Annotated in this window: 16 protein-coding genes; 8 read left to right on the top strand and 8 right to left on the bottom strand. The window is 69.5% G+C overall.

Features of this window, described 5'->3' with window-relative positions:
- The first annotated feature begins 1 nt into the window (after position 1).
- On the top strand, positions 2-1,087 hold the full coding sequence (locus ACFZDK_RS05000) for a helix-turn-helix transcriptional regulator (protein ID WP_390969793.1): 1,086 nt from the start codon (positions 2-4) through the stop codon (positions 1,085-1,087).
- A gap of 86 nt (positions 1,088-1,173) precedes the next feature.
- On the opposite strand, the gene ACFZDK_RS04995 is transcribed toward ACFZDK_RS05000, so the two are convergent.
- Both ACFZDK_RS04995 and ACFZDK_RS04990 read right to left on the bottom strand, forming a co-directional pair.
- Complete coding sequence (locus tag ACFZDK_RS04995; RefSeq protein WP_390969791.1) at positions 1,174-2,139, bottom strand: zinc-binding dehydrogenase; 966 nt, start codon at positions 2,137-2,139, stop codon at positions 1,174-1,176.
- A 252-nt stretch (positions 2,140-2,391) separates the two neighbouring features.
- Positions 2,392-3,624, bottom strand: a complete 1,233-nt coding sequence (locus ACFZDK_RS04990) for a malic enzyme-like NAD(P)-binding protein (protein WP_390969789.1) — start codon at positions 3,622-3,624, stop codon at positions 2,392-2,394.
- A 583-nt stretch (positions 3,625-4,207) separates the two neighbouring features.
- On the opposite strand from ACFZDK_RS04990, the gene ACFZDK_RS04985 reads away from it, so the two are divergent.
- From ACFZDK_RS04985 to ACFZDK_RS04975, 3 genes are read left to right on the top strand one after another with little or no spacing between them, the layout of a single operon-like run.
- Complete coding sequence (locus tag ACFZDK_RS04985; protein WP_390969788.1) at positions 4,208-5,170, top strand: transporter substrate-binding domain-containing protein; 963 nt, start codon at positions 4,208-4,210, stop codon at positions 5,168-5,170.
- A gap of 32 nt (positions 5,171-5,202) precedes the next feature.
- Complete coding sequence (locus ACFZDK_RS04980) at positions 5,203-6,132, top strand: ABC transporter permease subunit (RefSeq protein WP_390969786.1); 930 nt, start codon at positions 5,203-5,205, stop codon at positions 6,130-6,132.
- Entirely contained in the window at positions 6,129-6,929 is an 801-nt protein-coding gene (locus ACFZDK_RS04975; protein WP_390969784.1) for an ATP-binding cassette domain-containing protein, read from the top strand. The genes ACFZDK_RS04980 and ACFZDK_RS04975 overlap by 4 nt, the downstream gene beginning before the upstream one ends.
- 65 nt (positions 6,930-6,994) lie before the next feature.
- Here ACFZDK_RS04975 and ACFZDK_RS04970 read toward each other — a convergent pair whose 3' ends face one another.
- Positions 6,995-7,765: a methyltransferase domain-containing protein gene (locus ACFZDK_RS04970; protein WP_390969782.1), complete on the bottom strand. Its 771-nt coding sequence runs from the start codon at positions 7,763-7,765 to the stop codon at positions 6,995-6,997.
- Positions 7,766-7,864: 99 nt separating this feature from the next.
- Between ACFZDK_RS04970 and ACFZDK_RS04965 the strand changes: the two genes are divergently transcribed.
- Positions 7,865-8,494: a CGNR zinc finger domain-containing protein gene (locus ACFZDK_RS04965; RefSeq protein ID WP_390969780.1), complete on the top strand. Its 630-nt coding sequence runs from the start codon at positions 7,865-7,867 to the stop codon at positions 8,492-8,494.
- On the opposite strand, the gene sodX is transcribed toward ACFZDK_RS04965, so the two are convergent.
- On the bottom strand, positions 8,398-8,832 hold the full coding sequence (gene sodX / locus ACFZDK_RS04960) for a nickel-type superoxide dismutase maturation protease (RefSeq protein ID WP_390970112.1): 435 nt from the start codon (positions 8,830-8,832) through the stop codon (positions 8,398-8,400). The two genes, ACFZDK_RS04965 and sodX, sit on opposite strands and share 97 nt — an antisense overlap.
- Before the next feature lie 145 nt (positions 8,833-8,977).
- Here sodX and sodN point away from each other — a divergent pair, with 145 nt between their 5' ends.
- Complete coding sequence (gene sodN, locus ACFZDK_RS04955) at positions 8,978-9,373, top strand: superoxide dismutase, Ni (protein WP_355718546.1); 396 nt, start codon at positions 8,978-8,980, stop codon at positions 9,371-9,373.
- Positions 9,374-9,400: 27 nt separating this feature from the next.
- Here the strand turns inward: sodN and ACFZDK_RS04950 are convergent, their stop codons facing one another.
- The 4 genes from ACFZDK_RS04950 to ACFZDK_RS04935 form a co-directional block, all read right to left on the bottom strand.
- Complete coding sequence (locus ACFZDK_RS04950; RefSeq protein ID WP_390969778.1) at positions 9,401-9,955, bottom strand: GNAT family N-acetyltransferase; 555 nt, start codon at positions 9,953-9,955, stop codon at positions 9,401-9,403.
- 96 nt (positions 9,956-10,051) lie between these two features.
- On the bottom strand, positions 10,052-10,957 hold the full coding sequence (gene ppk2 / locus ACFZDK_RS04945; RefSeq protein ID WP_390969776.1) for a polyphosphate kinase 2: 906 nt from the start codon (positions 10,955-10,957) through the stop codon (positions 10,052-10,054).
- 27 nt (positions 10,958-10,984) lie between these two features.
- A complete protein-coding gene (locus ACFZDK_RS04940) occupies positions 10,985-11,215 on the bottom strand; it encodes a hypothetical protein (RefSeq protein ID WP_390969774.1) in 231 nt (76 codons plus the stop codon).
- Between the two features lie 14 nt (positions 11,216-11,229).
- Positions 11,230-12,384: an inorganic phosphate transporter gene (locus tag ACFZDK_RS04935; RefSeq protein WP_359220860.1), complete on the bottom strand. Its 1,155-nt coding sequence runs from the start codon at positions 12,382-12,384 to the stop codon at positions 11,230-11,232.
- Positions 12,385-12,490: 106 nt separating this feature from the next.
- Between ACFZDK_RS04935 and ACFZDK_RS04930 the strand changes: the two genes are divergently transcribed.
- Both ACFZDK_RS04930 and ACFZDK_RS04925 read left to right on the top strand, forming a co-directional pair.
- Positions 12,491-12,889 (top strand): helix-turn-helix transcriptional regulator, encoded by a 399-nt coding sequence (locus ACFZDK_RS04930; RefSeq protein ID WP_355718558.1) that lies wholly within the window; start codon positions 12,491-12,493, stop codon positions 12,887-12,889.
- A 125-nt stretch (positions 12,890-13,014) separates the two neighbouring features.
- Positions 13,015-13,380, top strand: a complete 366-nt coding sequence (locus ACFZDK_RS04925; protein ID WP_390969771.1) for a hypothetical protein — start codon at positions 13,015-13,017, stop codon at positions 13,378-13,380.
- Position 13,381 lies beyond the last annotated feature (1 nt).

Below are 13,381 nucleotides of genomic sequence, written 5' to 3'. Positions count from 1 at the left end.
CATGCCTCCCGTCTTCGCCCACGGCCGCCTCCGCCTCTACCTGCTCAAGCTGCTGGACGAGGCGCCGCGCCACGGCTACGAGGTGATCCGGCTGCTCGAAGAACGCTTCCAGGGCCTGTACGCCCCGTCGGCGGGCACCGTCTACCCCCGCCTCGCCAAGCTGGAGGCCGAGGGCCTGGTCACCCACACCACCGAGGGCGGCCGCAAGGTCTACGCCATCACGGACGCCGGTCGGGCCGAACTGGCCGACCGCAGCGGCGAGCTGGCCGACCTGGAGCTGGAGATCCGGGAGTCGGTCGCCGAACTCGCCGCCGAGATAAGGGCCGATGTGCGCGGTGCGGCCGGCGATCTGCGCCGCGAGGTGCGGGCGGCCGCCTCCGAGGCCCGGCGCGGCGCCGGGACGGGGGCCGGGGAGTTCGGCGACCCGGGTGACAAGGAGTCGTGGCGGGCCGCCAAGGAGGAGATGCGGCGCGTCAAGCAGGAGTGGAAGGAGCAGGCCCGCCGCGCCAAGGACGAGAGCCGCCGGGCCCGGGACGAGGCCCAGCGGGCCCGTCGGCAGGCCCAGGAGGCCCAGGCCCGGGCGCGGGCCCAGGCCCAGGAGGAAATGCAGCGCATCGCGCGCCGGGTGCAGGACCACGTCCAGGACCACTTCGCGCGCGGCGACTGGCCCACGGGGGTCCGCGAGGGCCTCACCGAACTCGCCAAGGAGTTCGGCGACTTCGGGAAGGACTACGGCAGGGACTTCGGCTTCGGCGGCCGGTCCGAGCCGGAGCCCGGTACCGGCCCGGACCTCCGCAAGCCACCGTCGAAGACCACGGCGACCGCCGCACCGGCACCCGCACCGGAGTACGGGGAGACCCCGGAGGACTTCCCCGCGCAGTACGTCCCGTCGTGGGCGCACGGCGACGAGACCGGCACCGGCGACCCGGTCCGTGACCTCGACCGGCTGCTGGACCGCTTCCGCGACGACATCCGTGACGCGGCCCGCGACCACGGAGTCACCGCGGACCAGCTCCGCGACGCCCGCCGCCACCTGTCCACGGCGGCGGCCCACATCGGAGCACTGCTGCGCGAAGCGAAGCACTGAGAGCCGACGAGCAAGGCGGACGAGACGAGCGAGACGGGCGAAGGCGGGCCCGGACACACACGGCGGACCCGCCCCCGGCCCCTCGCTCAGGAGTGGGTCAGCACGATCTTCCCGAACTGGTCGCCGGACTCCAGCCGTTCGAAGCCCTCGCGGGCGCGGTCGAGAGGGAGGAGTTCGTCGATGACGGGGCGTACGCCGGTGGCGGCGCAGAAGGAGAGCAGGTCCTCCAGCTCGTCCTTGGTCCCCATGGTCGAGCCGACGACCTTCAGTTCGAGGAAGAAGATCCGGGTCAGCTCGGCGTGCGAGGGCCGGTCACCGCTGGTGGCGCCGGAGATGACGAGGGTGCCGCCGGGCCGCAGCGACTTCACCGAGTGGGACCAGGTGGCGGCGCCGACGGTCTCGATGACCGCGTCCACGCGCTGCGGCAGCCGGGCCCCCGACTCCACCGCCTCGACGGCGCCCAGCTCCACGGCCCGCTTCCGCTTCGCCTCGTCGCGGCTGGTGGCGAAGACCCGCAGCCCCGCCGCCTTGCCGAGCACGATGGCGGCCGTGGCGACACCGCCGCCCGCGCCCTGTACGAGGACCGAGTCACCGGGCCGTACGCCCGCGTTGGTGAAGAGCATCCGGTACGCCGTCAGCCAGGCGGTGGGCAGACAGGCGGCCTCCGCGAAGGAGAGCTCCTTGGGCTTGGGCAGGATGTTCCAGGTGGGCACGGAGACCTGTTCGGCGAAGGTGCCCTGGTAGCGCTCGGTGAGGATGGACCGGGGCTCGTGGGGGCCGACCCCGTGACCGCTCTGCCCGATCACGGAGTGCAGGACGACCTCGTTGCCGTCCTCGTCGACGCCGGCGGCGTCACAGCCGAGGATCATCGGAAGCCGGCCCTCCGGGAGACCGACACCGCGCAGGGACCAGAGGTCGTGATGGTTGAGGGAGGCGGCCCGGACGTCGACGGTACTCCAGCCTGGCCGGGCCTCGGGGGCGGGACGCTCCCCCAACTCAAGGCCGGAGAGCGGCTGGTCGCGGTCGATTCGGGCGGCGTAGACGGCGAACATAGGCCCGACGATAGGTTCCCGGCGCCCCACGCGAAACCGGACCCCGCTGTGACACATCCCCTCTTGCGCACAACACCCTGCACAGACGCCCCGCAGAAGCGCCCGCAAGGGGCGCGGGGAACTGCGCGCTCAACCCCACGCGGGGGCCTGGGGGCGGCAGCCCCCAGCACGACGTTCACCTCGTAAACACCCGATCGGGCGGGCGGGTGGGCAAAGAAATGGCCCCGCCCAAAAGGAGCGGGGCCATTCGAGTTACCGCCGCGCAACCCCTTCGGCCCGCGCCGCCGCCGCCACCGCCGCGGTCACCGCAGGAGCAACCCGCTCATCGAACGGAGACGGAATGACATAGTCGGCGGCAAGATCGTCGCCGACGACCGCCGCCAGCGCCTCCGCCGCCGCGATCTTCATCCCCTCGGTGATCCGGGAGGCCCGCACCTGGAGCGCGCCCGCGAAGATGCCCGGGAACGCCAGCACGTTGTTGATCTGGTTCGGGAAGTCCGACCGCCCGGTCGCCACGACCGCCGCGTACTTGTGGGCGACGTCGGGGTGCACCTCGGGGTTCGGGTTGGCCATCGCGAAGACGAAGGCGCCGTCCGCCATGGAGGCGACCGCCTCCTCCGGGACCGTACCGCCGGAGACGCCGATGAAGACGTCCGCGCCGGCCAGCGCGTCCTCGAGGGTGCCCTTGAGCCCGGCCTTGTTGGTGAAGCCGGCGACCTGGCGCTTGACCTCGGTGAGGTCGTCGCGGTCGGCCGAGATGATGCCCTTGCGGTCGGTCAGGGCGACGTCCCCGATGCCGGCCTCGACCAGCATCTTGGCGATGGCGACCCCGGCCGCGCCGGCGCCCGAGATGACCGCCCGGAGCTGCCCGATCTCCCGCCGGCTGAGCCGTGCCGCGTTCCGCAGCGCCGCCAGCGTCACCACGGCCGTACCGTGCTGGTCGTCGTGGAAGACCGGGATGTCGACGCGCTCCTGGAGCTTGCGCTCGATCTCGAAGCACCGCGGTGCCGAGATGTCCTCCAGGTTGATTCCCCCGAAGGAGGGGGCGAGCCGGACGACGGTCTCCACGATCTCGTCGACACCGGTGCAGGCGAGCGCGATCGGAACCGCGTCCACGCCGCCGAACTGCTTGAAGAGGATCGCCTTGCCCTCCATCACGGGGAGGGAGGCCTCGGGGCCGATGTCCCCGAGTCCGAGCACGGCCGTGCCGTCGGTGACGACGGCGACGACGGACGACTTCCAGGTGTAGTCGTTGACCAGCTCGGGCTGTTCCGCGATCGCGGTGCACACGCGCGCGACGCCGGGCGTGTACGCGAGGGAAAGGTCGTCCTTGTCGCGCAGCGGCACGGTGGCCTGCACGGCCATCTTGCCGCCGCGGTGCAGCGCGAAGGCCGGATCGAAGGAATCGAGGGGCTCGGCCCCGCCGTCCTGGTCCGTATTGCCCGACGTGCTGTCGCTGCGAGGATTGACGATCTCCGCTGCCACTTGTCTTACCCCTTAGGTATGCATGGTTTGAGGGTCGGCCACTCCCGGTGAGGGGGTGGGCGGGCACCGCGCAGGGCCCGATCACTGATACGTACGAGTGGCACGTACGAGCACCTGCGCGACGGGCGCGCCGCACACGCGCCCTGAGCCCCGGATGAGGGGTGTAAAGAACCTTCTTACCGGACGGACGGCGCCCACGACGAGTCGAATAGGTGCAAGGTCACATCACGGATGTCGTAGACAGCCGACAGATGAGCGGGGAAGTGGCCGTCGTATGCCGTCCTGCCGCGCCGTGGAATGAACCGGAGAAGAACCGAAGATCTTCCGGCCGGAAGGTGGGATTCCCGCAGATGTGCGGGGCGACGGGCCGGGGAGGGGTCGACCTGGCGCGTCCCGGGGGGCACCCGTTATCCGATTTTGACATGGTGACAGGCCTGAATGGAGCAATCCCAATGGCAGGATGCCGTAAACCCACGAGGTCGCGACACCCGAAGGTGTGTGTTTCCGTCGACCCATCGGCACATCGACATATCAGACACATCGGTATATCGGCTTGTCCTACCCACTGCCGGAGGAACCCACCATGACCGCAAGCTCCACCCGTCGTACCACCACCTCGCGCTCCCAGATTGCCGCGTTCGGTGCGATCGCGGTCGCAGGCGCCCTTGTCCTCACCGGCTGCGGTGACCAGACGGACAAGGGCAGCGACGGCGGCTCCTCCTCCTCGACGTCCTCGGCCCCGCTGGCGGGCAAGCTGCCGGCCGACATCCGCAAGGCCGGCGTGATCAAGGTGGGCTCGGACATCGCCTACCCGCCGGTCGAGTACATGGAGAACGGCAAGGCCGTCGGTGTCGACCCGGACATCGCGGACGCGCTGGGCAAGCAGCTGGGCGTGCGGTTCGACTTCCAGAACGGCAAGTTCGACCAGCTCATCGTGGGTCTGCAGGCCAACCGCTTCAACGTGATCATGTCGGCGATGAACGACACCAAGGACCGCCAGAACGGCATCGACTCCGACACCGGCAAGAAGGCCGGAAACGGCGTCGACTTCGTCGACTACTTCACCGCCGGCACCTCGATCCTGGTCCAGAAGGGCAACCCGAAGGGCATCAAGTCCCTGGACGACCTGTGCGGCAAGGTCGTGGCCCTGCAGAAGGGCACCACGTCCGAGGGCATCGCCAAGGCGCAGAGCGAGAAGTGTACGAAGGACGGCAACAAGGCCATCGACCTGCAGACCTTCGACACCGACCCGGAGGCGCTGCTCCGGCTGAAGCAGGGTGCCTCGGTCGCCGACCTGAACGACTTCCCGGTGGCCGCCTACAACGCGAAGACCTCCGGCAGCGGCAAGGACTTCGAGGTCGTCGGCGACCAGATCGAGGCCGGCCCGTACGGCATCGCGGTCGCCAAGGAGAACACCCAGCTGCGCGACGCGCTCCAGGCCGCGATGGCCGCCATCATCAAGAACGGCGACTACCAGAAGATCCTGGAGAAGTGGAACGTGACGCAGGGCGCGGTCACCGAGGCGAAGATCAACGGCGGCTCCTGAACGGCCTCGGGCACGACTGAAGGACTGTCACTGTGACTGAACCGGTCGACAAGGTTCCGGCGGCGTCGGTGCCGCCGGAGCAGATCAAGGCCATCCCGGTCCGCCACTACGGCCGCTGGGTGTCCGGCGTCGTGGTCCTCGCCCTCGTGGTGATGATCGGGATCGCCTTCTCCAACGCGAAGATCAACTACAACGTCATCCCCGACTACCTCTTCGACAAGGGCATCGTCTCCGGCGCCTGGACCACGCTCTACATCTCGGTCCTCGCCATGGTGCTCGGCGTCGCGCTCGGCGTGATCCTCGCGGTGATGCGACTGTCGTCGAACCCGGTCACCAGCACGGTGTCCTGGTTCTACATCTGGTTCTTCCGCGGCACCCCGGTCCTGGTCCAGCTGCTGCTCTGGTACAACATCGCGCTGGTCTTCCCCATCCTGAACCTGGGGTTCTACAAGGACGAGATGAACCAGGTGATGACCCCGGTCCTCACCGCCCTGCTGGGCCTCGGCCTCAACGAGGCCGCGTACATGTCGGAGATCGTCCGCGCCGGCATCCAGTCGGTCGACGAGGGGCAGACGGAGGCCTCGCACGCGCTGGGCATGACCCAGGGCCAGACGCTGCGCCGGGTGATCCTGCCGCAGGCGATGCGGGTGATCATCCCGCCGACCGGCAACGAGTTCATCAACATGCTGAAGACCTCGTCGCTGGCCTACGCGGTCCAGCTCCCCGAGCTGATCAAGAAGGCCACGGACATCTCCAGCACCTCGCTGGCGGTCGTCGAGATGTACTTCGTCGCCTGCATCTGGTACCTGTTCCTGACCACGATCTTCAGCATCGTGCAGTACTACATCGAACGCCGTTACGCCCGCGGTTCCTCGCGCAACCTCCCGCCCACCCCGCTGCAGCGGCTGCGGAAGAATCTGTCCCAGTGGGGTTCGTTCCGTCGCCCGGAGGTGGCCCGATGACCTCTCTCGCCAAGGACATCACCCCGCCGAGCAGCGGCGCCCCGATGGTCAAGTCCGAGGGCGTGCACAAGTCGTTCGGGCTGTCGCACATCCTCAAGGGCATCGACCTGGAGGTGCTGCCCCGCGAGGTGTTCTGCCTGATCGGCCCGTCCGGTTCCGGCAAGTCCACCTTCCTGCGGTGCATCAACCACCTCGAGAAGATCAGCGCCGGCCGCCTGTACGTGGACGGCAGCCTGGTCGGCTACCGCCAGCACGGCGACAAGCTCTACGAGCTGAAGGAGAAGGAGGTCGCGGCGCAGCGGCGGGACATCGGCATGGTGTTCCAGCGCTTCAACCTCTTCCCGCACATGACGGCTCTGGAGAACGTCATGGAGGCGCCGGTCCAGGTCAAGCGCGAGTCCAAGGCCGTCGCCCGGGAGCGGGCGGAGCGGCTCCTGGACCGGGTGGGTCTCGGCGACCGCAAGGGCCACTACCCGGCGCAGCTCTCCGGCGGCCAGCAGCAGCGCGTCGCGATCGCCCGCGCGCTCGCCATGCAGCCCAAGCTGATGCTCTTCGACGAGCCGACCTCCGCGCTCGACCCGGAGCTGGTCGGCGAGGTCCTGGACGTGATGCGGGACCTGGCCGAGGACGGCATGACGATGATCGTCGTCACGCACGAGATGGGCTTCGCCCGCGAGGTCGGCGACAGCCTGGTCTTCATGGACGACGGCGTGGTGGTCGAGTCCGGCCACCCGCGCGACGTCCTGGGCAACCCCCAGCACGACCGGACGAAGTCGTTCCTGTCGAAGGTGCTGTAGCGGTACGACCCACAAGGGGCGGTACGAGCATGCTCGTACCGCCCCTTCGGTCTGCGTGACGGCGACTACTTGACGGCGAGCAGCAGGGTGTCCGAGGGCGAGCACCACACGGGCCGGGCCTCCCCGAACCCCTTCTCCCGCAGCACGCGCGCGTGCCAGGCCGCCGACGGCATGTCACTGTCCGCGTGCTCGCCGTAGATCTCGAAGCGGCGGGCGGTCGGACCGGCCAGCACCGGGTCCTGGGCCGCCAGTTGCCACCACTCGGCCCAGTCCAGCGCGCCCGAGGCCTTGGCCTGATCCATGCGGAGATGCCGCTGCGCCCGCTCCGCCGCGTTGATCCGGGGCGTGCTCTCGTCGATCATGTGGTCCGCGTTCATGAAGACACCGCCGTCGCGGACGAGTCCCGCGACCTGACCGTAGAGGGCCGCGAGGGGTTCGCTGTGCAGCCAGTGCAGGGCCGTGGCGGTCAGGACGGCGTCGTACGAGTCGTACGGCAGCCTCGTGGTCCACTGCGGGTCCTTGAGGTCGGCGGTGACGAACGTGGCCCGGTCGTCGCCCGCGAAGGTGCCCTCGGCGATGGCGAGCAGGGCCGGGTCGAGGTCGACGCCGACGCTCACCGCGTCCGGGAGGCGGTCGAGCAGCCGGGCGGTGATGCTGCCGGTGCCGCAGGCCAGGTCGAGGACGCGCGGGGCGGTACCGGCGAGCGCCTCCACCATGTCGAGCATGATCCGGAACCGTTCCTCGCGGTCCGGCATGTACCACTCCTGCTGCCGGTCCCAGCTCTCCTGCCAGGCACCCCAGTCGGCACCGGCAGTGGTCGTCGTAGCGTCCGTCATGACACCTCTCCACCCGCATGTCCCGTAATACCCTGGAAGCACGACCGGCTGTTACCCGACCACACGACCGACCATAGAGCGCCCTCGTAAGGACTACAAGTGGAACTGGCCTATTACTCGGATTACGCCGTCCGTCTCGTCAACAGCGAGGAGCCGGCCCGGGGCAAGGACTCCCTGACCTCGGTCGAGGCCGTCCGCGACCTCTTCGGCGGCAACCAGCAGGCCGCCCGGCGCGCCACCGACGCCGACCTCACCCGCTTCCGCTCGGTGCGGGCCCGGCTGCGCGCGGTCTTCGAGGCCGCCGACAAGGGCGAGGAGACCCTCGCGGTCGACCTGCTGAACTCACTCCTGCTGGAGTTCCCGGTCAGCCCGCAGATCTCCGGCCACGACTTCCGGGACGACGACGGCCGCCCGCTGTGGCACATGCACCTGGCCGACCACCCCTCCAACGCCACGGCCGGCTACACGGCGATCGCGGCGATGGGCCTCGCCTTCCACCTCACCGAGTACGGCGTCGACCGGCTCGGCCTGTGCGAGGCGCCGCCGTGCCGCAACGCCTACCTCGACACCTCCACCAACCGCTCCCGGCGCTACTGCTCGGACCGCTGCGCGACCCGCGCCAACGTGGCCGCCTACCGGGCCCGCAAACGCCTGGAGGCGGAACGCCCGGAGAGCACCGGCCGCAGCGCGGAGACCGCCCAGCGCACCAGCGCCAACGGCGAGCGCTGACCGGCCCCCAGCGGCCGCCACCGCACCAGGGCCCGGCCGAGGATCAGCTCCTCGGGCACGGTCCCGTAGTCCGTGCTGTCCCCGCCCGCGTACGCGTTGTCCCCCAGCACCCACCAGCCGCCCTCGCGCGGCTCCACGGCGCGTTTGACGACCAGCAGGTCCTGCTGGAACGGATGGCGCAGGACGACGACGTCACCGGCCCTCACCCGGGCGCCGTACCGCACCAGGAGCTGATCCCCCTGGTACAGCGTGGGCACCATGGACGGGCCGGTCACCTCGGCCAGTCCGAAGGGCGCGGCGCCCCTCCCCCGCTCGGTCTCCTGCGACAGCTCCGGCATCCCCGGCACCTCCCCGGTCCGTTCCTCCACCAGTCTCAGTCTGACCCTGGACTTTTGTCCTAAGCCCATGGGGGCACTCGCGAAATCACGCTTCCCAGGGAGTAATGTCCCACCTGAGAAGACGATCACGAGGAAGGAATGCTCCATGCTTTCCCGCCTGTTTGCCCCCAAGGTCAAGGTCAGCGCGCACTGCGACCTGCCCTGCGGCGTGTACGACCCGGCCCAGGCCCGCATCGAGGCGGAGTCGGTGAAGGCCGTGCAGGAGAAGATGGCCGCCAACGACGACCCGCACTTCCAGGCTCGCGCCGTTGTCATCAAGGAGCAGCGCGCCGAGCTCGCCAAGCACCACGTCTCGGTGCTGTGGAGCGACTACTTCAAGCCCCCGCACTTCGAGAAGTACCCCCAGCTGCACGTCCTGGTGAACGACACCCTGAAGGCCCTGTCCGCCGCCAAGGCGTCCACGGACCCGAAGACCGGTGAGAAGGCCCTGGAGCTCATCGCCGAGATCGACAAGATCTTCTGGGAGACCAAGAAGGCCTGATCTGCGACTGTTTGAGTTGCGAAAGCCTTACCCAACCGCACCCGGACCCCGGTCTTCCCGTGGTCCGGGTGCGGTTTTTTCCTGCCGTGTCCGGGTGGCGTCCGGGGCGTGCGTGGCGAGTTTCCTGAGCGGCTCGTCGGTCAGCCGGCAGATTCGCCACTCGTCCAGGAAGTCCGCCCCGAGGGACCGGTAGAAGTCGACCGCCGGCTCGTTCCAGGACAGGACCCACCACTCGAAGCGCTCGTAGCCGCTGCGCAGGCAGAGCGCGGCGAGGGAGGCGAGCAGGGACCTGCCGTGGCCGCCGCCGCGGGCGTGGGGCCGTACGTAGAGGTCCTCCAGGTGCATGCCCCGGGTGCCGGTCCAGGTCGAGAAGCGCGGGAACCACAGGGCGTAGCCCACGACCTCGCCCGTGGTGTCGTCCTCGGCGATGAGGGCGTAGGCGGCGGGGCGGGCGCCGAACAGCGCCTCGCGGAGCTGCTCCCCGGTGGCCCGGGCCTGCTCCACGGACCGTTCGTACGCGGCGAGTTCGCGGATCATCGCGCGGATCTCGGGAATGTCGTTCTCGGTGGCGTCGCGGATCATACGGAAGATCCTGAGACACCGGGCTGAGCCGTGTCCATCCGGTTCCGCATGCAAAGCGGCCGGCCGGGGATCCGGCCGGCAGCTTCGGTGGCGGTGCTAGTGCCCGCCGTCGTGGTCGTCCTCGCCGGCCTCCAGGAGGCCCGCCGCCGCGCCCACGATCCGCGGGTCCGGGCTGCCGACGACCTCCTCGTCCTTGTTGGCGTAGTCGAAGCGGGCCAGCACACTGCGCATGGCCTCGACGCGGGCCCGCTTCTTGTCGTTGCTCTTGACCACCGTCCAGGGCGCGTACTCCGTGTCCGTCTCACGGAACATGGCGACCTTCGCGGCCGTGTAGTCGTCCCAGCGGTCCAGCGAGGCCAGGTCCATCGGGCTGAGCTTCCACTGCCGTACCGGGTCGACCTGCCGGATCGTGAAGCGGGTCCGCTGCTCGCTCTGCGAGACCGAGAACCAGAACTTCACCAGGTCGACGCCGTCGTCGACGAGCATCCGCTCGAACAGCGGGGCCTGGCGCATGAAGCGCCGGTACTGGTCGTCCGAGCAGAAGCCCATGACCCGCTCGACGCCGGCCCGGTTGTACCAGGACCGGTCGAACATCACGATCTCGCCGGCGGTCGGCAGGTACTCGACGTAGCGCTGGAAGTACCACTGACCGCTCTCGCGCTCGGTCGGCTTCTCCAGGGCCACCACGCGCGCGCCACGGGGGTTCAGGTGCTCCGTGAAGCGCTTGATCGTGCCGCCCTTGCCGGCCGCGTCCCGGCCCTCGAAGACGATGACGATCCGGCGTCCCGTCTCCTTGATCCAGGTCTGCAGCTTCAGCAGCTCGATCTGCTGCAGCCGCTTGTGCCACTCGTACTCCTTGCGCTCCATACGGGACGCGTACGGGTAGTTCTCCCGCCAGGTGTCGATCGGGGACCCGTCCGGGCGGATGAGTACGGGGTCGTCCGGGTCGCTGTAGTCGACCTTCAGGTCGGCCAGCTCGGACAGCAGGTCCGGCGTCGTCATCCAGTCCTCCTCAGCGCATAAGTGGGGTCAGTGGAACTGCGGCACGATCAGGTAGATGCCGTACGCCACCACGGCCGCGCAGGCGAGGAAGCACAGCCCTGCCTGGGCGATGCCGACCGCGCCGGTGCCGCCGTGCTCCTTGGCGTCCTCGTGACGGGCGTACCCGAGGACGCCGAAGGCGAAGACGACCACCACTGCGAATGTAACTCCGATGCTCACCGCGGTGACCTCGCCGAGTGAGGTCCAGTCGATGCTCATGGGGACTCCCTGACTCAGGCGGCGGTGCCGACGTTGGACGGGGGCGTGGTGCGGATGGCGACCTCGTGCCCGTCGTTGACGTTCTTCGCGTCGATCGGGTTGCGGCGCGAGAGCAGGACGATGCCCGCCGCGAGCGCGGCGCCGACCAGTGCGACCACGACCGTGCCGAAGTTTCCGCCGTGTTTGACCGCGGCCGCCGAGATGCCTCCGACCAGGGCGGCACAGGGCAGGGTGATCACCCAGGCGGCCACCATGCGGCCGGCGACGCCCCAGCGGACCTCCGCGAGCCGCCGGCCGACGCCCGCGCCGAGGATGGAACCGGAGGCGACCTGCGTGGTGGACAGCGCGAAGCCCATGTGGGCGGAGGTCAGGATGACGGCCGTGGAGGCGGTCTCCGCCGCGAAGCCCTGCGGGGACTGGATCTCGGTCAGGCCCTTGCCCATGGTGCGGATGATCCGCCAGCCGCCGATGTAGGTGCCGAGGGCGATGGCGAGACCGGCGCTGAAGATCACCCAGAGCGGCGGGCCGGCGTCGCCCGGGAGCGCGCCGACGGAGATCAGGGTCAGGGTGATGATGCCCATGGTCTTCTGGGCGTCGTTGGTGCCGTGCGCGAGCGAGACCAGCGAGGCCGAGCCGATCTGCCCGAGCCGGAAGCCCTTGGTCACGGACTCCGCGCGGCCTCGGTGGGTGAGCTTGTAGGCGCAGTACGTCGCGATCAGCGCGGCGACGCCCGCCACCACCGGAGAGGCGAACGCCGGAATGATGATCTTCTCCACAACCTTGTCGAAGTTGATCGCACCGGAGCCCGCGCCGACCCATACCGCGCCGATCAGCCCGCCGAACAGGGCGTGCGAGGAGCTGGAGGGCAACCCGACCAACCACGTCACCAGATTCCAGAGGATGGCCCCCACGAGCCCCGCGAAGATCATCGCCGGAGTCACCTTGGCGTCGTTCACAATGCCGCCGGAGATCGTCTTGGCGACCTCCGTGGAGAGGAAGGCTCCGACCAGGTTCAGTACGCCACTGATCAGAACGGCCGTCTTCGGTTTGAGCGCGCCTGTCGCGATGGACGTGGCCATCGCGTTCGCCGTGTCGTGAAACCCGTTGGTGAAGTCGAACGCAAGTGCCGTGACGATCACGACCGCCACGAGGAACGTGATGTGATCCATTCTTCTATGCAAACAAGGGTGAGCCAATTGCGCGAGAACCGGAGGCGAACGAAGGTTCAAGAACAAGCCCGGTCCAGGCACGAGATGTGCATGTCATGCTGGGGTTATGACCCTGGAGGATTTGAGGCGGTTGCGCCGGGCGCGCGACCGCATGGACCGGGAGTACGCCGAGGCGCTCGACATGACCGAACTGGCGCGTACCGCGCTCATGTCCCCCGGCCACTTCCAGCGCAGCTTCCGCAAAGCCTTCGGGGAGACGCCGTACAGCTATCTCATGACCCGGCGGGTCGAACGGGCCAAGGCGCTGCTGCGGCGCGGCGACCTCACGGTGACCGAGGTGTGCATGGCCGTCGGCTGTACCTCCCTGGGCTCCTTCAGCTCGCGGTTCACCGAGCTGGTCGGGGAGACGCCGAGCGCGTACCGCGCCCGGGACCACGAGGAGAGCACGGTGATCCCGTCCTGCGTGGCCCGGACCTTCACCCGCCCGCGCCGTCGCCCGTACTGATCGCGCGCTCCGCCCCTCCCTGGGCAGGTCACTCACCGCTTCCCGGCCGTACACTGGCCGTCACCGTCAACATCGTTGCCCGACAAGGCTTGTGCACAGGGTCGTCGGACGCATTCGGGGGAGCCGTGACCACCGCATTCATCTCCGTCCTGAGCGCCGCCCCGGTGGCGGACGCCGAGTCCCTGACCGACTGGCTCAGAGGCGAGCCGGCGCTCGCCGGCAGGGTCCGGCCGGCCGGGGGCGCCCCGGTCGAGGGCCGGCTGGGCGTCCCGCTCGACACCGTGTCCGTGCTGCTGGGCGCGGGCGGCCCGCTCACGGTCCTCGCCTCCTGCCTGCGCGCCTGGATCACCCAGCCGCGCCGCAGCGACGTGAAGCTGACCGTCGGACGGGAGAACGGCCCCACCGTCGAGATCGACGCCCGCCGGGTCAGCCGCGAGGACGTGGAGCAACTGCTGCGGCAGGCCCTGGACCAGCAGGACGTACGGGAGTGAC

Source organism: Streptomyces sp. NPDC007901, from assembly GCF_042959465.1.
In the GTDB taxonomy this organism is placed as follows: Bacteria; Actinomycetota; Actinomycetes; order Streptomycetales; family Streptomycetaceae; genus Streptomyces.
This window is presented reverse-complemented; position numbering and strand designations above follow the sequence as displayed.